The 20,059-nt window shown below is 56.3% G+C and carries 23 protein-coding genes and 1 other RNA gene; 14 read left to right on the forward strand and 10 right to left on the reverse strand.

Features of this window, described 5'->3' with window-relative positions; translation table 11 throughout:
- Nucleotides 1-49 precede the first annotated feature (49 nt).
- A complete protein-coding gene (locus ACR3E7_RS04780; protein WP_480504363.1) occupies nucleotides 50-931 on the forward strand; it encodes a fructose bisphosphate aldolase in 882 nt (293 codons plus the stop codon).
- A gap of 6 nt (nucleotides 932-937) precedes the next feature.
- Here the strand turns inward: ACR3E7_RS04780 and ACR3E7_RS04785 are convergent, their stop codons facing one another.
- Genes ACR3E7_RS04785 through fumC form a run of 4 tightly spaced genes read right to left on the reverse strand, consistent with a single transcriptional unit; the run spans nucleotide 938 to nucleotide 3,386 of the window.
- Nucleotides 938-1,540, reverse strand: a complete 603-nt coding sequence (locus ACR3E7_RS04785; RefSeq protein WP_480504362.1) for a DNA-3-methyladenine glycosylase I — start codon at nucleotides 1,538-1,540, stop codon at nucleotides 938-940.
- Between the two features lie 57 nt (nucleotides 1,541-1,597).
- Complete coding sequence (locus ACR3E7_RS04790) at nucleotides 1,598-1,819, reverse strand: ribbon-helix-helix domain-containing protein (protein WP_170769685.1); 222 nt, start codon at nucleotides 1,817-1,819, stop codon at nucleotides 1,598-1,600.
- A complete protein-coding gene (locus ACR3E7_RS04795) occupies nucleotides 1,816-1,992 on the reverse strand; it encodes a DUF4169 family protein (RefSeq protein ID WP_170769686.1) in 177 nt (58 codons plus the stop codon). Before ACR3E7_RS04795 ends, ACR3E7_RS04790 begins: the two co-directional genes overlap by 4 nt.
- Nucleotides 1,992-3,386, reverse strand: a complete 1,395-nt coding sequence (gene fumC, locus ACR3E7_RS04800) for a class II fumarate hydratase (RefSeq protein ID WP_170791004.1) — start codon at nucleotides 3,384-3,386, stop codon at nucleotides 1,992-1,994. Before fumC ends, ACR3E7_RS04795 begins: the two co-directional genes overlap by 1 nt.
- A gap of 205 nt (nucleotides 3,387-3,591) precedes the next feature.
- On the opposite strand from fumC, the gene ACR3E7_RS04805 reads away from it, so the two are divergent.
- A complete protein-coding gene (locus ACR3E7_RS04805) occupies nucleotides 3,592-4,155 on the forward strand; it encodes a hypothetical protein (RefSeq protein ID WP_480504361.1) in 564 nt (187 codons plus the stop codon).
- Between the two features lie 11 nt (nucleotides 4,156-4,166).
- Here the strand turns inward: ACR3E7_RS04805 and ACR3E7_RS04810 are convergent, their stop codons facing one another.
- From ACR3E7_RS04810 to ACR3E7_RS04835, 6 genes are all read right to left on the reverse strand, one after another.
- A complete protein-coding gene (locus tag ACR3E7_RS04810; RefSeq protein ID WP_480504360.1) occupies nucleotides 4,167-4,628 on the reverse strand; it encodes an SspB family protein in 462 nt (153 codons plus the stop codon).
- Nucleotides 4,629-4,704: 76 nt separating this feature from the next.
- A complete protein-coding gene (gene chrA / locus ACR3E7_RS04815) occupies nucleotides 4,705-5,958 on the reverse strand; it encodes a chromate efflux transporter (protein WP_480504359.1) in 1,254 nt (417 codons plus the stop codon).
- Between the two features lie 293 nt (nucleotides 5,959-6,251).
- Nucleotides 6,252-6,683, reverse strand: coding sequence for an ester cyclase (locus ACR3E7_RS04820; protein WP_170769690.1), 432 nt, complete (start codon nucleotides 6,681-6,683; stop codon nucleotides 6,252-6,254).
- An 83-nt stretch (nucleotides 6,684-6,766) separates the two neighbouring features.
- Nucleotides 6,767-7,114, reverse strand: a transfer-messenger RNA (tmRNA) gene (ssrA, locus tag ACR3E7_RS04825).
- A gap of 36 nt (nucleotides 7,115-7,150) precedes the next feature.
- The gene (locus ACR3E7_RS04830; RefSeq protein WP_480504358.1) at nucleotides 7,151-7,513 is read right to left on the reverse strand and encodes a DUF4345 family protein; all 363 of its coding nucleotides are present in this window, start codon (nucleotides 7,511-7,513) and stop codon (nucleotides 7,151-7,153) included.
- Nucleotides 7,514-7,523: 10 nt separating this feature from the next.
- Nucleotides 7,524-8,255 (reverse strand): FadR/GntR family transcriptional regulator, encoded by a 732-nt coding sequence (locus ACR3E7_RS04835; RefSeq protein WP_480504357.1) that lies wholly within the window; start codon nucleotides 8,253-8,255, stop codon nucleotides 7,524-7,526.
- Between the two features lie 86 nt (nucleotides 8,256-8,341).
- Between ACR3E7_RS04835 and ACR3E7_RS04840 the strand changes: the two genes are divergently transcribed.
- The 12 genes from ACR3E7_RS04840 (at nucleotide 8,342) to bamA (ending at nucleotide 20,054) form a co-directional block, all read left to right on the forward strand.
- Nucleotides 8,342-9,133, forward strand: coding sequence for a DUF2182 domain-containing protein (locus ACR3E7_RS04840; RefSeq protein ID WP_480504356.1), 792 nt, complete (start codon nucleotides 8,342-8,344; stop codon nucleotides 9,131-9,133).
- A gap of 4 nt (nucleotides 9,134-9,137) precedes the next feature.
- Nucleotides 9,138-9,842, forward strand: coding sequence for a DUF1326 domain-containing protein (locus ACR3E7_RS04845; RefSeq protein WP_170769693.1), 705 nt, complete (start codon nucleotides 9,138-9,140; stop codon nucleotides 9,840-9,842).
- The gene (locus ACR3E7_RS04850) at nucleotides 9,842-10,348 is read left to right on the forward strand and encodes a DinB family protein (protein WP_480504355.1); all 507 of its coding nucleotides are present in this window, start codon (nucleotides 9,842-9,844) and stop codon (nucleotides 10,346-10,348) included. The genes ACR3E7_RS04845 and ACR3E7_RS04850 overlap by 1 nt, the downstream gene beginning before the upstream one ends.
- Nucleotides 10,349-11,452, forward strand: coding sequence for a dimethylsulfoniopropionate demethylase (locus ACR3E7_RS04855; protein WP_170769695.1), 1,104 nt, complete (start codon nucleotides 10,349-10,351; stop codon nucleotides 11,450-11,452).
- A 102-nt stretch (nucleotides 11,453-11,554) separates the two neighbouring features.
- On the forward strand, nucleotides 11,555-12,550 hold the full coding sequence (acuI, locus tag ACR3E7_RS04860) for an acryloyl-CoA reductase (RefSeq protein ID WP_480504354.1): 996 nt from the start codon (nucleotides 11,555-11,557) through the stop codon (nucleotides 12,548-12,550).
- A 185-nt stretch (nucleotides 12,551-12,735) separates the two neighbouring features.
- Entirely contained in the window at nucleotides 12,736-13,299 is a 564-nt protein-coding gene (gene frr / locus ACR3E7_RS04865; protein WP_170769697.1) for a ribosome recycling factor, read from the forward strand.
- Between the two features lie 8 nt (nucleotides 13,300-13,307).
- Nucleotides 13,308-14,039 carry an isoprenyl transferase gene (locus tag ACR3E7_RS04870; RefSeq protein WP_480504353.1) on the forward strand — a complete coding sequence of 244 codons (732 nt, stop codon included), beginning with the start codon at nucleotides 13,308-13,310 and terminating at the stop codon, nucleotides 14,037-14,039.
- Entirely contained in the window at nucleotides 14,036-14,818 is a 783-nt protein-coding gene (locus ACR3E7_RS04875; protein WP_480504352.1) for a phosphatidate cytidylyltransferase, read from the forward strand. Before ACR3E7_RS04870 ends, ACR3E7_RS04875 begins: the two co-directional genes overlap by 4 nt.
- Nucleotides 14,818-15,990: a 1-deoxy-D-xylulose-5-phosphate reductoisomerase gene (gene dxr / locus ACR3E7_RS04880; RefSeq protein ID WP_480504351.1), complete on the forward strand. Its 1,173-nt coding sequence runs from the start codon at nucleotides 14,818-14,820 to the stop codon at nucleotides 15,988-15,990. The genes ACR3E7_RS04875 and dxr overlap by 1 nt, the downstream gene beginning before the upstream one ends.
- A 4-nt stretch (nucleotides 15,991-15,994) precedes the next feature.
- The gene (gene rseP, locus ACR3E7_RS04885; protein WP_480504350.1) at nucleotides 15,995-17,347 is read left to right on the forward strand and encodes an RIP metalloprotease RseP; all 1,353 of its coding nucleotides are present in this window, start codon (nucleotides 15,995-15,997) and stop codon (nucleotides 17,345-17,347) included.
- Between the two features lie 89 nt (nucleotides 17,348-17,436).
- Nucleotides 17,437-17,565, forward strand: coding sequence for a hypothetical protein (locus ACR3E7_RS04890; protein ID WP_269149762.1), 129 nt, complete (start codon nucleotides 17,437-17,439; stop codon nucleotides 17,563-17,565).
- A 128-nt stretch (nucleotides 17,566-17,693) separates the two neighbouring features.
- A complete protein-coding gene (gene bamA, locus ACR3E7_RS04895; protein WP_480504349.1) occupies nucleotides 17,694-20,054 on the forward strand; it encodes an outer membrane protein assembly factor BamA in 2,361 nt (786 codons plus the stop codon).
- The last annotated feature ends 5 nt before the right edge of the window (nucleotides 20,055-20,059 follow it).

Here is a 20,059-nt window from a genome sequence, read left to right on the forward strand (position 1 = left end):
TGCTGTATGCGGTTGAAAACAGCGGAATCATTTCGAACGGGAAAACCTTATGTCCAAATCAGAACAGCGCGCGCAAATGGCCAATGGGGCGGGGTTTATCGCCGCTCTGGATCAAAGCGGTGGTTCGACCCCCAAGGCGCTGGCGCTTTATGGTGTTGAGGCATCGGATTACAGCTCGGATGCTGAGATGTTCGGCGAAATCCAGAAGATGCGCGCGCGCATCATTCTGGCCGATGACTTCACTAAGGATAAAGTGATCGGCGCCATCCTGTTCGAACGCACCCTGGGCGAAGAGATCGACGGCAGGAAAGTTGCCGATTACCTGTGGTCGCAAAAAGGGATCGTGCCGTTCCTCAAGATCGACAAGGGGCTAGAGGATGAAGCGAACGGCGTACAGATGATGAAGCCGATCCCTGGCTTGGCGGATACGTTGGCCAAGGCCGACGGTGTTTTCGGCACCAAGGAACGTTCTGTCATCCATGAGGCGAATGCAGAGGGCATCGCCGCTGTGGTCGCCCAACAGTTCGACGTCGCACGCGAGGTTGTTGCAGCTGGTATGGTGCCGATTGTCGAGCCTGAGGTAAACATCAACTCTTCCACCAAGGCCGAGGCTGAGGACATCCTGAAAGCGGAAATCCTGAAGAATCTCAATAAGTTGGAGGACGGGCAGGATGTAATGCTGAAGCTGACCATCCCCAGCACCGCCAATCTTTACGATGCTGTGGCCGATCACCCGCGTGTTCTGCGCGTTGTGGCGCTTTCGGGTGGGTATTCGACTGATCAGGCCTGTGCGCTGCTGTCCGAGAACGGCAAGATGATCGCATCTTTCTCGCGGGCGCTGACCGAGGGTTTGTCGAAACAGCAATCAGATGCCGAGTTCAACGCGGCGCTGGGTGGCAATATCGACAAGATCTTCCAGGCTTCGGTCTGATCTGACCTAAACCGGTTTTGTGAATTCGCGGCGCAAACGCGCCGCTTTTTCACGAATCACGCACCCTTCCGCGTGATCATTCACAAGCCCCATCGCCTGCATGAAGGCAAAAACCGTGGTGGGGCCCACGAATTTCCAGCCCCGTTTCTTCAAATCCTTCGACATCGCAATGGACTCGGCCGAGGTTGAGGCCGTTTGCGGAACCGGGGGCATTGTCGTCTCATACCGCCACACATAGGCTGCCAGCGACCCCTCGGCCGCGATCAATTCCTGCGCCCGTTGGGCGTTGTTGATCACGGCCTCGATCTTGCCGCGATGCCGGATGATACCTGCATCCTGCAACAACCGTTCCACATCCGCGTCATCAAATTGCGCCACCTCTTTGATATTGAAATGTTTAAACGCTTTACGGAAATTTTCGCGTTTGGACAGGATTGTGCGCCAGCTTAAGCCGGATTGAAAACTTTCGAGGCAGAGCTTTTCGAATAACCGTTGATCATCCGCGACTGGATATCCCCATTCAGCATCGTGATACGCAAAGAACTCAGGTGCGGCCTGACACCAGGCGCATCTGGGTTGGCCGTCCGGGCCTTGTACGGTCTTCAACATGTATGTACCCTTTTTGTTCCATTGACGCTACTGCGCCTCAGGCCAAAAAGCAATCGCTCACGGACGGTTGCGGTACCAGTTCAGCACATAGACCCGAATTGCCGACGCTAACCCGATATCAGGGTCACGCTCCACATCAATCTGCGCAGCCAACGCATTGATAGGCATTTGTTTTTGCTTTGCAATATCCCGAAATGCGGACCAAAATTCATCCTCAAGCGAGACCGAGGTTCGGTGCCCTTTGAGGGTCACAGAGCGTTTGACAGGGCGCCCGCTCATTCATCTAACTCGTGATTGTCCAGATCGCGTGTCTGTTTTTCTCGATCCAGCCGGTCCGCCTCTTTCTGAGCTTTACTGCGCCCGAAAGCGACGGCGTTCTGGTCAGCGCGGGCCTTTTTGTTGGCCCGCGCTTTTTCCTTGCGGTACCGGTTCAGATTGACCGGTTTGCCCATCAGTCCTTTGGACCAATCATCTGTTCGGGGCGGACAACCGCGTCAAAGGTCGCCTCATCCACGAAACCCAGCGCGATGGCTTCTTCTTTCAAAGTCGTGCCATTCTTGTGCGCCGTTTTGGCAACCTTAGTGGCGTTGTCATAGCCAATGGTGGGGGCCAGCGCTGTCACCAGCATCAGCGATTCCTTCATCAGCTTGTCGATGCGTGGTTCGTTGGCCTGAATGCCCAGCAGCATCCGTTCCGTAAAGCTGTCCGCAGCATCGCCCAGCAACTGGATGGATTGCAGCAAGTTGTAAGACATCATCGGGTTGTAGACGTTCAGTTCAAAATGACCCTGACTACCTGCGAATTTGATCGCGGCGTCATTGCCCATCACATGCGCTGCCACCTGGGTCAGCGCTTCGGCCTGTGTTGGGTTCACTTTGCCGGGCATGATGGACGAGCCGGGCTCATTCTCGGGCAGGATCAGTTCACCAAGGCCGGAACGAGGGCCGGACCCCAAAAGCCTGATATCATTGGCAATCTTGTAGCAGCTACCGGCAATTGTCGCCAAGGCGCCAGACAGGAATACCATGGCATCATGCGCGGCCAGCGCCTCGAACTTGTTGGGCGCGGTGACAAAGGGCAGGTCGGTGATTTCTGCCATATTGGCTGCCACAGCCTCGCCCCATCCGTGCTGCGTGTTCAAACCGGTACCTACAGCTGTACCGCCTTGGGCCAACTCATAAATGCCGGGCATTGCAGCGTTTACACGTGCGATTCCCTGTCGGATTTGATGGGCATAGCCGCCAAATTCCTGGCCAAGCGTCAGAGGGGTCGCGTCTTGCGTATGGGTACGGCCGATCTTGATGATATCTTTGAACTCATCCGCTTTCTGTTCCAGTCCACTGGCCAGCTTTTCCAGGCCGGGCAAGAGGACATCCCGAACGCTCATCGCGGTTGCGATATGCATGGCGGTTGGGAAGGTGTCGTTTGACGATTGCCCCATATTGCAGTGATCATTGGGATGCACCGGGTCCTTCGATCCGATCACGCCGCCGAGAATCTCTATGGCGCGGTTTGCAATCACCTCGTTCGAGTTCATGTTCGATTGGGTGCCGGAGCCGGTTTGCCACACTACTAGCGGGAAGTTGTCGTCGAACTTCCCTTCAAACACCTCACCAGCCGCCTGAATTACCGCATCCGCAATCGTTGCGTCCAGTTTGCCGGTTGCCTTGTTCTGCATGGCGCAGGCTTTCTTGATCACCCCTAGCGCACGCACGATGGCGACGGGCTGTTTTTCCCAGCCGATGGGAAAATTCATGATCGAGCGTTGCGTCTGCGCGCCCCAATACTTGTCTGAGGGAACCTCCAACGGGCCAAAGCTGTCGGATTCGGTGCGGGTCTGGGACATCGGTCACTCCGTCGTGTATGCCGTTGCATGCCGTTTACGCACAACTTTAGCATCATGCAATCGGCCAGTTGCGCGCACCATAAACTTAAGGTGGGCAAAGGTATAGATCGTGCCGAGTGTCATTTTCTTCTGTTAAACTTGAAACGGACCATTGTACGCGCCGGTAGGTGAGCTAGAATAAATCATCATCATTTTGGAGGCGCACGTGCTCCTACAAGTTCCGGTTCATTCCTTTAGACTTATTGGCCTTGTTGCAGGTTGGGTGGCGTTTTTTTCGGTCGTCGCATTGCCATCGCATGCTGCTGAGATCACGCCTTTTGTCGGTGACTATGTAGGTTCGGCCAATATGGTTGATCAGGATGGCACCGAAACCCCAAGGGACATGAGCGTTTCGATCCAAGAGAACAAAAACGGATTCAATGTCAGTTGGAAAACGACGACCTACAAGCATGACGGGCGCGTGAAAGAGCAGGCCTTCTCGATCGACTTCAACCGCTCTGAGCGGTCTGATGTTTTCTCGGCCGCGATGCGCCGAAACGTTTTCGGGCACGAAGTGCCGTTGGACCCGATGCAAGGCGAGCCATTCGTCTGGGGCCGGATCATGGGCGACACCCTGACCGTGTTTTCGTTGTTTATTGATGAAAACGGTGGATACGAGCTGCAGCAGTTCGACCGCACCCTGGCGGAGGGTGGGCTTGATCTATCCTTTTCCCGGTTTCGCAACGGGATCAAGTCCCGCTCGGTCGAGACCTTCCTGAAAAAACAATAATCCCGACAGGGTTACTTCCGGAAACTGTCTAGCGACACGACATCAGCGTCATGATGCTCGTCCTGCTCGGCCTCGATTTCAATCGGCGCCTCTGCTATCGGTACCTCATCGTCCTCATCTTCGGCGCTTTCAAAACGCAGTCCGAATTCGACAGAGGGATCGACGAAAGTTTTGATCGCAACATACGGAATATACAGCGGTTCCGGCGCATCACCGAAGTTCAGCGTAATTGCAAAACCCGAGTCTCCGACTTCGAGATTTTCGAACCAGTGCTGGATGACGATCGTCATCTCTTCTGGATATCGCTCGCGCAGCCAATCGGCCATTTCAACGCCGTTCTGGCGCGTGTCGAAAGTAATAAAGAAATGATGCGCTCCGGGAAGACCGTTTTCAGAAACGCTGGTCAGAACCGTTTTGATCAGCCCGCGCATGGCGGTGTGCATCAGGTTCCCGTAATCAATGTCCTGCGACATGTGTCATCCTCAAATATGGTGCCCTTCAGCATAAGGGATTCCATTGGAAACGAAAGACCGAGAGTCGCGGGATTGTTCAAAGAAAATACGTTCCGACACCGGCTATGGCCATCAAGGCCAATGTCTTTCCCATGCCGAATTTGAATCGAAATATCAACACTTCAGCGATCACAGTTAATATCAGGGCGGAGATATTGAGCGTATTTGAAGCGGGCCAGGGCAAACGAACAAGCCCCCACGCTATCTCTTTCACGTTCGTGAAAAAAACATGCAAGGCAAACCAAAGAGAAAGGTTGAGAATCACACCCACAACTGCCGCCGTTATGCCATGCAATGCGGCTGAAAGGCGGGGTCTGGCGGCCAGCTGGTCCAAGTATGGTGCGGTCAGGAATATCCACAGGAAACACGGCACGAATGTAGCCCAAAGCGCAACGATTCCCGCAGCCAACGCCAACGGCAAACCTGCCGTTGTTTGTCCGGTCAGCATGGCGACGAATTGGGTAACAAGGATAAGCGGGCCCGGGGTCGTTTCAGCCAAACCCAATGCGTCGATCATCTGGTTGGTTGTGATCCACTCGTATCTTTGGACGACGGTTTGCGTCATATACGCAAGAACGGCATATGCGCCACCAAATGTGACTACTGCCAAACGGGCGAAAAACCAACCCAGATCGCTTAACAGTTTAGCGCCCGCAATGCTGAGGAGAAACAAAGGTGTCAGCCACAGAGTGATCCAAATCAGACAGGTGCGCACAGGGTTGGTTTGGGGCGAGGAAATGCCCGATACGGAAGACTGGCCCCCATCAAGCCGTAGATACCCCCAAACCGCGGCACTCAGAATAATGACAGGAAAGGGCAGTTGCAGTGCGAAGATGGTCAGAAAACCGAACAGGGCGATAAGTTTGCTTTCGCCACTGGTCAACGCGCGGCGTGACAGATTGCGCAATGCTTGAATGACAATGACGATGACTGTTGCCTTCACTCCTAGAAAGCCCGCTTGGACGAAAGGAAGGTCACCAAACCGAGCGTAAAGCAAAACCAGAGCGCCAATAACTATTGCACCAGGCAGTACAAATAGAGTGCCGGCAATCAAACCGCCGGGCACGCCGCGCAAACGCCAGCCGGCATAGGTGGCCAACTGCATTGCCTCGGGGCCGGGAAGCAGCATGCAAAGTGACAGCGCCCGCAGATAGGTGTGTTCATCCAACCAAGGGTGTTTTTCGACAAGTTCTTCGTGCATCAATGAGATTTGCGCCGCGGGTCCGCCAAAAGATAGCAGGCCAATACGTCCAAAAACACGGATCAACTCGGGGACCGAAGGGGGCGTCATCTGGTTCTGTCCATGAAAACGGCTAGGTATTGCGCTGACGTCAAACGACAGCTGCTGCGAGCAATTCCACTTTCAGTGCGCGAAGTTAGGTCTAAGCAACAAAGAGTTACGGCGGGAATATTGCGTTTTTGTCTTTGGAGTACATTCAGAATAGGTTGAATAGGGCACGGCATGTCACTTGCCTCAGGCACGACCACGCGAAGCTTGGGGTTACCCCATCACGGGTGTTCGCGACCTGACCCTCTGCCCGTTGCTAACGCGCATCAGACAAACGGGTCAAGCGCCCTGCAAAACTATACCCAATCCAACCGCTGCCCGGTCATGCAAACAGGCAATGTATCCTTTGGGAACTGTCCTAATTGCTCGAAAAGCGAGATGAAGTCGAATTGGTTATATGCCTCAACCATTTTGTCGCCGCGAAAGCGCGCCACGACCTGACCCGTCACCTCAACCGGGGCACCATTGTCAGCCCGAGAGGTTTGAACGTGCAAAATACTGGACACCCAATCGCCGTTCTCGATGGTCTTACGTACATCAATTGAGATTTCTCCCAAGATATGGCGAAAAGCCATGACTAAATCACGAAAGTCGTCGGCACCGACCTGCATCTCGGGGATCAACCCCTCAGCCGCTGTATCAGGCGTGAAATACCGATCAATCGCATCGGTGTTGCCGTTTTCCCAAACCTCGGAATACCACTCACGTAGGATCTCTGCATGTGACATCTCAGCTCTCCTGTCTTGCTGGAACAAAGATGAACAAAAGGAGTGAACAAACTCTGAACACTGAAGATAATATGAGGTGGAGAAATGCAGGTTTCTGTTGCCAGGTACCTGCGAACCCCGCCTTACGCGGCTAGGCGCAAGGGCTTAAGTTTCGGTCTTGTTACTGCTTACGCAGCAACTGCAACCGGAGCACGATTGTCGTTTGCAATTGTACTAGTTTCGCCGATAACGGTGGCAGACAGCCGAGACAAAGCTAACCCCTTTAGACGTTCGTCGATCCTATTTCGGCCCCGAAATCCTCAAACGAAGGATGATTGGTGGAGCCGCCGGGTACCGCCCCCGGGTCCGATCCGCTTATTACGAGCGCGTTTATGTCCATAGTCCCGAGGGACACATCTTATATAGGTGAGGGTCGTCGGGGATGCAATTGCTCAATTTTAGAGCGTGTATAACATGATTACAGTTGCTTACGGCGCTTTATTCAAGTTTGCCAATATCAACCAAATCGCAAGTACCGCTTCGATTCCGCCAAAAGTCAGGGCCTTGACCAAAGGCGGATTGTCCAGAATGACCGACAAGAAGCGACCAAGTGCTGCGCCCGCATAGACCGCGCCCAACATTGCGTAGGCCATTGGCGCATTCAGCCATAGGACCGCAATACCCGTCACAACAAACAATCCGCCAACCGAGGCACGCATTTCGCTCAGCCCCATGGTGCTGTTGGTCGGGGCCAGATCCAGCGCGTTGGCGGTATAAGCCGGAGCCAGAAAACCGAACAATCCAAAGCCGATAGTTAGCACGGCCGCAGTGATATTCAGGACGGATACCATCAGATCCTCTCTAGGCTGGTTTGCGTCGCTGTTCCGCGACATCATGGGCCAGTTTTCGTGTGTATTTTTCAAGCTTTACGAGGCTCTCATCAACCACGTCTGCATCGCCGTTTTCCAGGCCGTCGGCAATCTGAGTGTGCAGCGAAATGATTTCCTCGCGGGACCGGGCGGTGAAGGTGATCATGTTCATCAGTGGCTGCATCGCTTCGACCGCACCCGCCAACTGGTAGGACAACACAGGGTTTCCTGCGCCGTCGACCAGCGCACGGTGGAAGGCCACATCTGACGCGCAGAAAGCTTCATCCGTCAGGCCAGGCTGCGCTTGGCGAAAGATCTCGGCCCGCATGGTGGCCAGTTGATCGGCCGTCCGACGCTGTGCCGACAATCGGGCGCAGGCGCGTTCCAAGGCATAGCGCGCCTCGCAGGCCGTGTCGAAACCGACCGTGTTCATGGACAACAACAGTGTCGACGTAGTGATTTGTTGGGAATAGGCGTCCTCAAAGCTCAACCGATTGACAAAAGCACCGCCGGTCGCACCCCGTTGCGTGCGGATCAGAGACTGCGCAGCCAGCCGCTTCAAGGCCTCGCGCACCGTCGGGCGCGACACCTGAAATTGGTCGGCCAACTCTGCCTCGGACGGCAACCGCTCATCAACGATCAACTGGCCCGAGACGATGGCATCGCGGATCGCCTGCGCAATCTGCGCGGACAGGTCGGCGGGCTTCTGAGGATCGATTTTCATATTCCGGCACCTGCTGGTACGTTTTTATTTGTCTGACATTTAAAAGTCTGACATTTGAATTGCAAGGACTGAGTCGGGAGGGACAAGTGAGTCGCGCAGTTCTCCGTAACGGGTTTTGGCTGGGGTTTTACGCTCTGATCTTGTGGGCGTGGTGGATGATGTTCACCATGAGCCGCGCAATGGACCTGGACTGGATCGGCCGTCCGGGTCCGATGGGACAGGCCATGGCCGCGATGGATCCGCGGATGGACATGTATATGCCGATGGCCGAGTTCGGCCCCTTGTTCTGGATGTGGGCAATCATGATGGCTGCGATGATGCTGCCGACATTGGTTCCGACCCTGCGCAGCTATGACGACCTGATCCGCAGCGCCAATGGCACGCGGGCAGGGTGGCTGGGCGTGCTGTCTGGTTACTTCGCTGTTTGGGTCGGGTTTGCAGCACTTATCACGGCTGTTCAACTGGCGCTGTTGTTCGGTGGCGTGGTTGACATGCTGGGCATCCCCAAATCGACGTTCTTATCCGGCGCTTTGATGATCGCAGTGGGCGCATTTCAATTCACCCGAGCTAAAGAGGTCTGCCATGGCGTCTGCCATGCGCCAATGAGTTATTTTCTGGGCCATTGGAAAACCGGATTTACTGGCGGACTGCGGATGGGGCTTGGACTTGGCGCATTCTGCGTCGGCTGTTGCTGGGGGTTCATGGCGCTTGGTTTTGTTGGTGGCGTCATGAGCTTGTTGTGGATGGGTCTTGCGACTTTTTTCATGGTTCTCGAAAAACTGCCTCAGATCGGGCACGCGATCACGCGTCCGCTGGGGTTTGCTTTGATTGCGGGCGGCGCTTTGCTGCTCATCTATCCCTTTGCTTACGGAGGATAAGTTGATGGCTAAAAACAGAAAAACAGATTCGGACCGCTTGCCGATCAGTCAACGAATCGACAGCCGTATGCCCAACCCCAAACGGCGCGAGATGAGCCCGACCAACTGGGCCATCAAAGGTGAACTGATCCTGAATTGTTCCTGTGACGTGTTCTGCCCCTGTGTGGTCTCGCTGGGCGCGCATCCTCCGACTGAGGGGCACTGCCATGCCTGGATGGGCGTGATCATCGACGAAGGTCATTTCGAGGGCGAGGACCTGTCGGGACTGAATGTGGGTCTTCTGGTCGACATTCCAGGCCGCATGGGCGAAGGACAGTGGAAAGTCGCGGCTTATGTCGATGAACGCGCCAGCGGCAAGGCCTATAACGGTTTGCTGCAAATCTTCAGCGGGCAGGCGGGCGGCACCACCGGGCTGTTCACCATGCTGGTCAGTGAGATCATCGGGGCAGAGCGCGCTCCGGTCGTCATCGAACGCGACGGCACCAAGCGGCGTATCGTGATCGGCCGAAAAATTCAGGGCGAAATTGAAATGATGGCGGGCAAGGATCCGGATCACCCAGTGATGGTCTCGAACTCGAAATACTGGATGGGTCCGGATATCATCGTGGCGCGTGGCACCAAATCCAAGGTGCGGGACTATGGCCGGGTGTGGGATTTTGGTGGTAAATCGGCCGAGATTTGCCCAATCGACTGGCATGGACCCAAGTGATGATCACCGCGGCTTATGCGCAGGAGATGGCGCGCTATAATCGCTGGCAGAACAGTCAGTTGAAAGAGTTCTTTAGCGCACTCACCACCGAGGAATTGAACCGTGAGCGCGGAGCGTTTTTTGGGTCGATTCTTGGGACTGCCAATCATCTGCTTTGGGGTGACTGGATATGGATGTCACGTTTCGACGGAGGCGAAGGACCCGACGGTGGCATTCCGGAAAGCACAGCGATCTGTGCTGATGTCGATGAGTGGGTGGTGTTGCGTGACGTTGTTGATACCCGGATGGAAGGTTGGGTCGCCAGCCTGAAGGATGAGGCGTTGTCAGGGCCCTTCACATGGTTTTCAGCGGCAAAACAAGCCGATGTCACGAAGCCCTACGCGCAATGTGTAATGCATTTCTTCAACCATCAGACACACCACCGGGGTCAAATTCATAAAATGTTGACCGAGACCGGATCGGCAGCGCCGGTCAGCGATCTGGTCTTCTTACCACAGGAGGGATGAATGGCTCAGGTTTCGTTTTCACGTCGGTTGCGCCGGACCCCTTTCTCTGAGGGCGTCGAGGCGGCGGGGGTCAAGGCCTACACTGTCTATAACCGGATGTTGCTACCCACCGTTTTCGAGTCGGTAGAGGCCGACTACCGACACCTCAAGGAACATGTGCAGGTCTGGGATGTGTCCTGCGAACGTCAGGTCGAGTTGCGCGGCCCGGATGCAGCGCGTTTGATGCAGATGCTGACCCCACGTGATCTGCGCGGCATGTTGCCAGGTCAGTGTTTCTATGTGCCCATCGTGGACGAAACCGGCGGGATGCTGAACGACCCGGTGGCCGTGAAGCTTTCCGAGGACCGTTGGTGGATTTCGATTGCCGATAGCGACCTATTGTTGTGGGTAAAGGGTATCGCCAATGGCTATCGGTTGGATGTTCTGGTGGATGAACCGGACGTGTCCCCTCTGGCCGTGCAGGGTCCCAAAGCCGATGAGCTGATGTCGCGTGTATTCGGCGACCGCGTGCGCGATATCCGGTTTTTCAAGTTCGACATGTTCGCGTTCGAAGGCCGCGACTTGGCCGTTGCACGCTCGGGCTATTCCAAGCAGGGCGGGTTTGAGATCTATGTCGAGGGCTCAGATATCGGTATGCCGCTGTGGAACGCGCTGTTTGCGGCGGGGGAGGATTTGAATGTGCGGGCGGGATGCCCGAACCTGATCGAGAGGATCGAAGGTGGTTTGCTGTCTTATGGCAACGATATGACCGACGACAACACGCCGCATGAATGTGGGTTGGGCAAGTTCTGTAATACGCACACAGCAATTGGATGTATCGGTCGGGATGCGCTGTTGCGCGTGGCCAAGGAAGGGCCGGTTCAGCAAATCCGGCCGATTGCGATTGACGGCGCGGCGGTACCGCCCTGCGATCGGCCTTGGCCAGTCTATGTTGATGGGAGACGGGTGGGGCAGGTGACGTCTGCTGCTTGGTCTCCGGATTTTGGCACCAATGTTTCCATCGGGATGTTGCGGTTGAGCCATTGGGATGCCGGCACTCAGGTAGAGGTTGAAACACCTGATGGGATGCGTAGCGCAATCGTACAGGCGCATTTTTGGACTTAGGCGTGGTTGGGGCTCTGCCCCCGTCGCTGCGCGACTCCCCCGGGATATTTTTTGCCAGGTGAAGGACGGGGCCTGGCACCATGAGATGAAAGGAACGTTCAGATGTTTAATGCGTTGGTGATGGAGAGAGACGACGAGAGCGGTCTGGCCAGCCCCGTGGTCAAACAGCTGTCAACCGATGACCTGCCTACGGGTGAGGTTACAGTTGCGGTCGAGTATTCGACGGTCAATTACAAAGATGGTCTTTGCATGTCGCCCAAAGGTGGCGGTCTGGTGCGCAGCTACCCGCATGTGCCGGGCATTGATTATGCTGGTACGGTCGAGGCGTCCGCGGACGATCGTTACAAGCCCGGCGACAAGGTTGTGCTAACTGGCTGGCGTGTGGGTGAGGCCCATTGGGGTGGTTATAGTCAGAAGGCCAACGCAAGAGCCGACTGGCTGGTACCGCTGCCCGATGGGTTGGACACGCGTCAGGCGATGGCTGTAGGAACCGCTGGGTTTACCGCCATGCTGGCCGTCATGGCGCTTGAGGATCACGGCCTCAAGCCTGGCAACGGGTCGGTGCTTGTAACCGGTGCTGCGGGCGGCGTTGGTTCGGTTGCGACAGCGATTCTGGCAAACTTGGGCTACGAGGTCGCAGCAGTGACGGGCCGGGCCGAAGCAGGCGATTACCTCAAATCTTTGGGGGCTACGACCATTGTTCCTCGTGATGAGTTGAACGAGACGACCAAGCGTCCGCTGGAAAGCGAGACATGGGCAGGCTGTGTCGATGCCGTTGGTGGTGACATGCTGGCCCGTGTTCTGGGGCAGATGAAATACGGTGCGTCGATCTCGGCTGTTGGTTTGGCAGGTGGCGCCGGACTTCCGGCAACCGTCATTCCGTTCCTGCTGCGTGGTGTAAACCTGTTGGGGATCGATAGCGTGATGCAGCCCTACGAGAACCGCGTTCGGGCGTGGAAACGCGTTGGGACCGATCTGCCCATGGACAAGTTGGAGGCCATGGTTCACCCGGCCACACTGAGTGATCTGCCACAATTGGGCGCTGATATCCTAAAGGGGCACGTCAAAGGCCGGGTGGTTGTGGACGTAAACGCCTGAACCCATGTCAGAACACCGCACCGGTCCGGCGCCGCCCGGGCCGGTTCCTGCGCCCTTGAACGACCGTGAAAATGCCGCAAACAGCTCTGGTCATTGGCGCAATTCCGGATCATCATCGCTATACATCCCAATTGTGATGGCTTATGAGCCATCCCAACAGCACCTGAAGACGGGGAGTGAGCAGAATGGCTGACGATTTCGAACTGGATACCGATGACCTGAAGCGCCGCATGGAAGGCGCGATGTCCAACCTCAGAACCGAATTCGCATCGTTGCGGACCGGGCGGGCTTCGGCCTCGATGCTGGAGCCGGTGATGGTTGATGCCTATGGTTCGATGACGCCCATCAATCAGGTTGGCACGGTCAATGTACCCGAGCCGCGTATGGTGACGGTCAATGTCTGGGACAAAGGTCTGGTCGGCAAGGTCGAAAAAGCCATTCGCGAAAGTGGGTTGGGGATCAATCCGCAACTAAACGGGACGATCATCATGCTGCCGATTCCGGAGCTGAACGAAGAACGTCGCCGCGAGCTGGGCAAAGTCGCCGGTCAGTATGCTGAACATGCGCGCGTCTCGATTCGTAACGTGCGTCGGGATGGGATGGACCAGATCAAAAAGGCCAAGGCAGACGGGATGTCCGAGGACGATCAGAAGTTCTGGGAAAGCGAAGTTCAGGACCTGACCGATCAGATGATCAAAACCGTGGATGCCGCGCTTGAGACCAAGCAGGCCGAGATCATGCAGGTCTGAGACCGGATATGCCTGACACCCCACAGACGGCGCCTCAGGATGGGCCTCGGCATGTTGCGATCATCATGGATGGCAACGGTCGCTGGGCTCAGGCGCGTGGACGGCCGCGCCTGTTTGGCCATCAGGCCGGTGCGCGGCGCGTGCGGGATGTGGTCGAGGCCTGCCCGGGGCTTGGCATCAAGTATCTGACTGTCTTTGCCTTCTCGACCGAGAACTGGAAGCGGACACAGGCCGAAGTGGCCGGGCTGATGAGCTTGTTCCGGCGCTACATCATTAAGGAAACAGCGAACCTGACAAAAAACGGGGTACGGGTTCGGTTCATTGGCGATCGGGTGCGTCTGGACGCTAAGCTGATCGACCTGATGGACACGCTGGAAAATGCCACCAAGGATAACGATCTGGTGCATCTGACCATTGCTATCAACTATGGCGGTCGGGACGAGGTTGCGCGTGCCACCAAGCGGTTGGCGCGTGACGTGGCCGAAGGTCGGTTGCGACCTGAGGATGTGGATGAAGAAACGCTGCCAAAGTATCTGGATACGCACGTTCTTCCCGACCCTGATCTGGTCATCCGCACCAGCGGTGAAGCGCGAATCTCGAACTTTCTTTTGTGGCAATCCGCCTATTCGGAATATGAATTCATTGACACGCTCTGGCCGGATTTCACTGCTGATGAACTGGCGCGGTTGTGCCAGAATTTCGGGGCTCGCGAACGTCGGTTTGGGGCTGTCCCAGCATGAGCGACAGCCGATGGTCTGATCTGACAGCGCGGGTTCTGTCGGCTGTGGTGCTTGTGGCCGTCGGCTCGGTTGAGGTTTGGCTGGGCGGGCTGTGGTTCGAAGCCTTCATCGCTATCGCCTGCGGCCTGATGACCTGGGAGTTGGTTCGGATGATCGACCCGGACCGGACTGGGGTCGCTATCCAGCTTGCAGTGTTGACCGGGGTTGTTGTTGTCCTCAGTTATCATCTTCCGCCGCTTTATAAATTGCCGTTCCTGCTGGCTCCGGCACTGGTTGGGGCGGGGCAGGTAAGTCGGGCCAAGGGTACGTATCTGCTGTTTGCAGCGTGGATTGCGGCGGCGGGGCTCGGGTTTATCTCTATACGTGAAAACATGGGGTTTGGCTGGATGGTCTGGCTGATCTCGGTAGTTGTGGCGACGGATGTCGCGGGGTATTTCGTGGGCAAGGCGCTGGGTGGGCCGAAATTCTGGCCGCGCGTGAGCCCCAAGAAAACATGGTCGGGCACTGCTGGCGGGTGGTTCGCGGCGGCGATCGTCGGCGCGGTTTTTGCGGCTTTCGCAGGGTTCGGATTTTTGTTCGTGTTGGTGTCCGTCGCAGCCTCGATGGCCAGTCAAGCCGGCGACATAGTGGAAAGCGCGACAAAACGGAAGTTTGGCGTCAAGGACAGCTCGAACCTGATCCCGGGCCATGGCGGCTTTCTGGACCGGTTTGACGGGATGATGGGTGCGGCTTTGTTCGTTCTGATTGCTGGGCTGCTATACGCACCGGGACCGATGTGATGTGCAGGGTTTCGATTTTTGGCGCCACCGGGTCGATTGGGCAGAACACGATCGACCTGATCGACCGGAACCCTGATGCGTATGACGTGGTGGCACTGACGGGTGGGGCGAATATCCACAAACTGGCGGAGGATGCCAAACGCCTGCGCGCCAATGTGGCTGTAACCGCCCATCAGGACCGGCTGGAGGATCTGCGGGCTGCTTTGGCGGGTTCCGAAGTGCAGGCAGCGGCTGGCTCTATGGCCCTGACCGAAGCGGCCGCGCGGCCAGCGGATTGGGTGATGTCGGCCATAGTTGGGGCTGCCGGACTTCCACCGGGGCTAGAAGCTTTGAAGCAGGGCGCGACGCTTGCCCTGGCAAATAAAGAGACTTTAGTCTGCGCTGGTCCCCTGGTCCTTGATACGGCGCGGCAACACAATGCAACCCTTTTGCCGGTCGACAGCGAGCACTCCGCTGTGTTTCAGGCCCTGGCTGGAGAGGATATGAGCACCGTCGAGCGGATCATCATCACAGCCAGTGGTGGGGCATTCCGCGATTGGCCGTTAGGTGATCTGGCCAACGCAACGGTCGAGCAGGCTTCCAACCATCCGAACTGGAACATGGGTCAACGAATTACTATCGACAGCGCCTCGATGTTCAACAAGGCGTTGGAGGTAATTGAAACCAAGGAATATTTCGGGGTTTCACCTGAGCAGGTTGAGGTTCTGGTTCACCCCGAGTCCATCGTCCACGCGCTAGTCGGGTTCAACGACGGGGCGTTTATGGCACATATGGGTGCGCCCGACATGCGCCACGCCATCGGATACGCGCTGCATTGGCCCGCGCGGCAGGACTTGCCGGTCGAACGGCTCAATCTGGCCAAGCTTGGTCAGTTGCGGTTCAGCGAGCCCGACGATGCACGCTATCCTGCGCTGAAACTGGCCCGGCACGTGATGCAACGTGGCGGCTTGTCTGGTGCCGTGTTCAACGCCGCCAAGGAACGCGCGCTTGATCACTTCATCGCGCGTAGGATCGGATTTTTGTCGATGGCCGATTGCGTTGCCGCTGTTTTGGACCGATTTGATGCCCAAAGCAGCCTTATTGATGCCCCTTTGACCCTTGATAACGTGCTGCAAACGGACCATCTGGCACGTAAATGGGTCGATGAAGCCATAAGCCAAAGAGCAGGATAGAATTTTGGACATACTCTCGCTGATCCCTCAGTTTGGAAACTTGCTGTATACAATTGTGGCTTTTGTCGTCGCCTTGTCGGTGATCGTCGCGGTGCATGAGTATGGACACTACATCGTCGGCCGCTGGTCAGGCATCCATGCCGAGGTTTTCTCAATTGGGTTCGGACCCGTGCTGCTGAGCCGCGTGGACAAGCGCGGAACGCGGTGGCAAATCGCTGCGCTGCCTTTTGGCGGCTACGTGCGGTTTCTGGGCGATTCCAATGCGGCATCCGGCAAGGATGAGGCGGCGATGGACGAAATCACCCAGAAAAGCCCCGAAGAACTACGCCGCACCATGCATGGCGCGCCTCTGTGGGCACGCACGGCAACAGTTGCAGCTGGACCGGTGTTCAATTTCGTCATGTCGATCATCGTTTTTGGCACAATTTTCCTATCGCAAGGCGTGACCAAGGAACCTTTAACCGTCGGCAGCCTGCACCCGCTGCCGGGCACCGAACAGCAATTGCGGGAAGGCGATGAGATCTTGTCGATCGCCGGTATTCAGGTGCCCGAATTCGACGAACAGGACGCCTGGACGCAGTTCACCGATGCGCTACCCGTGCAGCCCGTTTTGGACTATACTGTCCTGAGGGACGGCCAGACGCAGGACGTAACCGGCCCTTGGTTGTTCCCGCCTCTGATCCAACAACTTGCCCCACGCAGCGCAGCCTATGACATCGATCTGAAGCCGGGTGACGTAATCACTGCAGTCGATGGCGATCCGATCTTTGCGTTTGAACAACTTAAAGAGCATGTCGAAGGCTCAAATGGAAAAGTCCTGTTGCTGAACGTGTGGCGTGAAGGGGCCGAGCTGGATTTTGCACTAGCCCCGCGTCGGACGGATGAGCCGCAGCCGGATGGCGGGTACGTCACTCATTGGCGGATCGGCATTGTGGGCGGCATGATGCTGGAACCGGCGACCGAACCGGCCGGCCTGTGGGCTTCTGTGACAGGGGGCACGCGTCAGACCCTGCGTATTATCGACGCGTCCCTGTCGGGCATGTGGCACATGGTGACGGGTGCAATTAGCACCTGCAACATCTCGGGCCCTATCGGAATCGCGGAAACGTCAGGCGCTATGGCCAGTCAGGGCGCGCAAAGCTTCATCTTCTTCATTGCCGTCTTGTCCACAGCAGTCGGGTTGCTGAACCTGTTCCCGATCCCTGCGCTGGATGGTGGCCATCTGGTGTTTTATGCTTATGAAGCCGTGACCGGTAAGCCGCCCAGCGACGGCGCGTTGCGGATATTGATGGGGATCGGGGTTTCGTTGATCCTTGGTCTTATGGTATTTTCAGTAACCAACGATCTCTTCTGTTGAATGTGGCTTTAGCCGCCCAGAAAAGCCGTAATTCCGCCGCATTCAATCTGTAGGTTTGTGACCAAATCCAAACTGAGTCAGAGGCTACAATGGCAAAGGCGCTGAAAAAATCCTATCGAAGCTTCAGCTTCCTGTTCATGCTGAACTGGGACTCGATCCTGTTCTTTGCGGCGACGGCAATTGCGATGGCAGGCTGGGCCTATTTGATCAGCATGTGATTCTGTGATCACCAGAATTTAAAAGTGTTTGGCGGCCCATTGGGCCGCTTTCTGTTTTGGGCTTTTGACAAGAATAATTAATCCCGTTACTCAGCTTCTAAGTCCTATAATTTTGGGTAGAGAAAAATATGACTGATCGGCGAGGCGCAGGCACATCCTGCGGAGGGCAGACGCTGGCAAACAAGATTTTGTGGCGGGCGCTATCCGTTTTTTCCTTTATTGTTCTGGTGGGTTTAGTTGCCCTGCCACAATCGGCAAAGGCGCAAAGTTTCATCATCAACTCCTTCGAGGTTGAGGGTAACCGGCGGATCGAAACGTCCACGATTATCGCTCGAACAGGGATCGAACCGGGGCAGACTGTCACCGCGGGTGAACTGAATGACGCGTTTCAGCGTTTGCTTGACAGTGGTGTTTTTGAAACAGTCGAACTGACGCCGCGCGGCAATACATTGGTGATCGAGGTTCAGGAATATCCGACGATCAACCAGATCAGCGTTGAAGGGAATCGCCGGGTCAAAGATGATGTCTTGCTCGAGGCGATTTCGTCAGAACCCCGACGTGTCTTTACGCCTCAGGTTGCCGAAGCCGATGCAGATTTGATCGCGCAGATCTATTCGGCGCAGGGCCGGGTGTCAGCGACGGTTATTCCGCGCATTATCCGACGCAGTGACAACCGCGTCGACCTTGTGTTTGAAGTGTCCGAAGGCACCACGATCGAGGTGGAGCGTGTCAGCTTTGTGGGTAACCGCGCCTTCACCGACCGTCGCTTGCGTCGCGTGCTGGAGTCTAAGCAGGCAAACATACTTCGGACTTTCATTCGCAGCGATACGTTCATCGGCGACCGGATTGAGTTCGACAAACAGGTCATTCGGGATTTCTACCTATCCCGTGGCTATGTCGATTTCCGCGTCAACAGCACTAATGTTGAATTCACTCAGGAGCGGGACGCCTTTTTCCTGGTTATGAACATTACCGAGGGGCAGAAATTCTCGTTCGGGAACATCACAACAGTCAGTGAAATCCCAGGGGTGAACGCGGCGGAGTACCAAGCGGCGCTCAAAATCAAACCTGGGGTGACCTACACCCCGTCTTTGGTGGAAAATTCGATCGCCCGGCAAGAGCGGTTGGGCCTTAAACAAGGCGTCGATTTCCTGCGGGTTGAGCCACGGGTGACGCGCAATGCGCGCGAATTGACCCTGGACGTCGAGTTTGTCCTGACCCGTGGTCCGCGCATCTTTGTTGAACGGATCGATATCGAGGGCAACACCACCACGCTTGACCGTGTCATTCGCCGCCAATTCGATACGGTCGAGGGTGATCCGTTCAATCCACGCGAGATCCGTCAGGCCGCTGAGCGAATTCGGGCTCTGGGTTTCTTTGCCAACGCTGAAGTCGAACCGCGCGAAGGCTCAACCCCCAGTCAAGTCATCGTCGATGTGGATGTCGAGGAACAGCCTACTGGCTCGTTGAGCCTTGGCGGTAGCTTCTCCGCCTCGGATGGTTTCGGTATCGCGGTTGGCCTGACCGAGACGAACTTTCTGGGTCGCGGACAAACCCTAGGGCTGAACCTGTCGACGGCGCAGGACTCGGAACAGTATACGTTGAATTTCACTGAACCTTTCCTGCTGGGACGCCGACTGCAATTCGATGTGGGTCTGGGCCTGGCGACTACAAACTCGAGCTTTGCCAGCTTTGACACCGACAGCCTGTTCTTCCGTCCCCAGCTGAGCTACGCCATCGGTGAACTGTCTTCTCTGCGTCTGCGCTATGAGTGGGATCGCAGTGAGATGACGCAGCAGGACGACGAAGTGAACGGTGTTGTCGTCGCGTCCGAGATTGCGCAGGGCGAACGGACAACGAGCGCTCTTGGTGTCTCGTATGTGTATGACAGCCGTCGTGGTGGCCTGAACCCCAATGCCGGAGTGCTGTTTGAGGTTGGCGTTGATGCCGCAGGTCTGGGTGGTGACAATGAGTTCTTCCAGACGACGGCCCGCGCGATCGCCCAAACTCGCGTCCTGAGCGAAGAGGTGGTTCTGCGTGCCTCTTTCGAACTGGGCGCATTGCACTGGACGGGGGATGATTTCAGCCGCACAGTCGACCGTTTTGTTCTTGGCCCCAGCACATTCCGCGGTTTTGAACCTGCCGGTCTGGGTCCGCGTGACCTGTCGAATGGTCAGGATGACGCCATTGGTGGCAACTATTACTGGGTCGCTCGGTTTGAATCGGACTTTCCTTTGGGCCTGCCCGAAGAACTGGGCCTGCGGGGCGGGGTGTTCTATGATGTCGGCAACCTCTACAATCTGGATGATGTGAACACAGCAGGAGCGGATATCGTGGGCGAGGACGGGTCGGTCCGACACGTTGTTGGTGTTTCCGTGCTTTGGACGACACCCTTTGGTCCGCTGCGCTTCAACTTCTCGAAAGCGATCGTGAAAGAAGATTTTGACCAGGAACAGAACTTTGACCTGACCATTCAGGCACGGTTCTGATCCGT

Source organism: Ruegeria sp. BK1 (assembly GCF_056535645.1).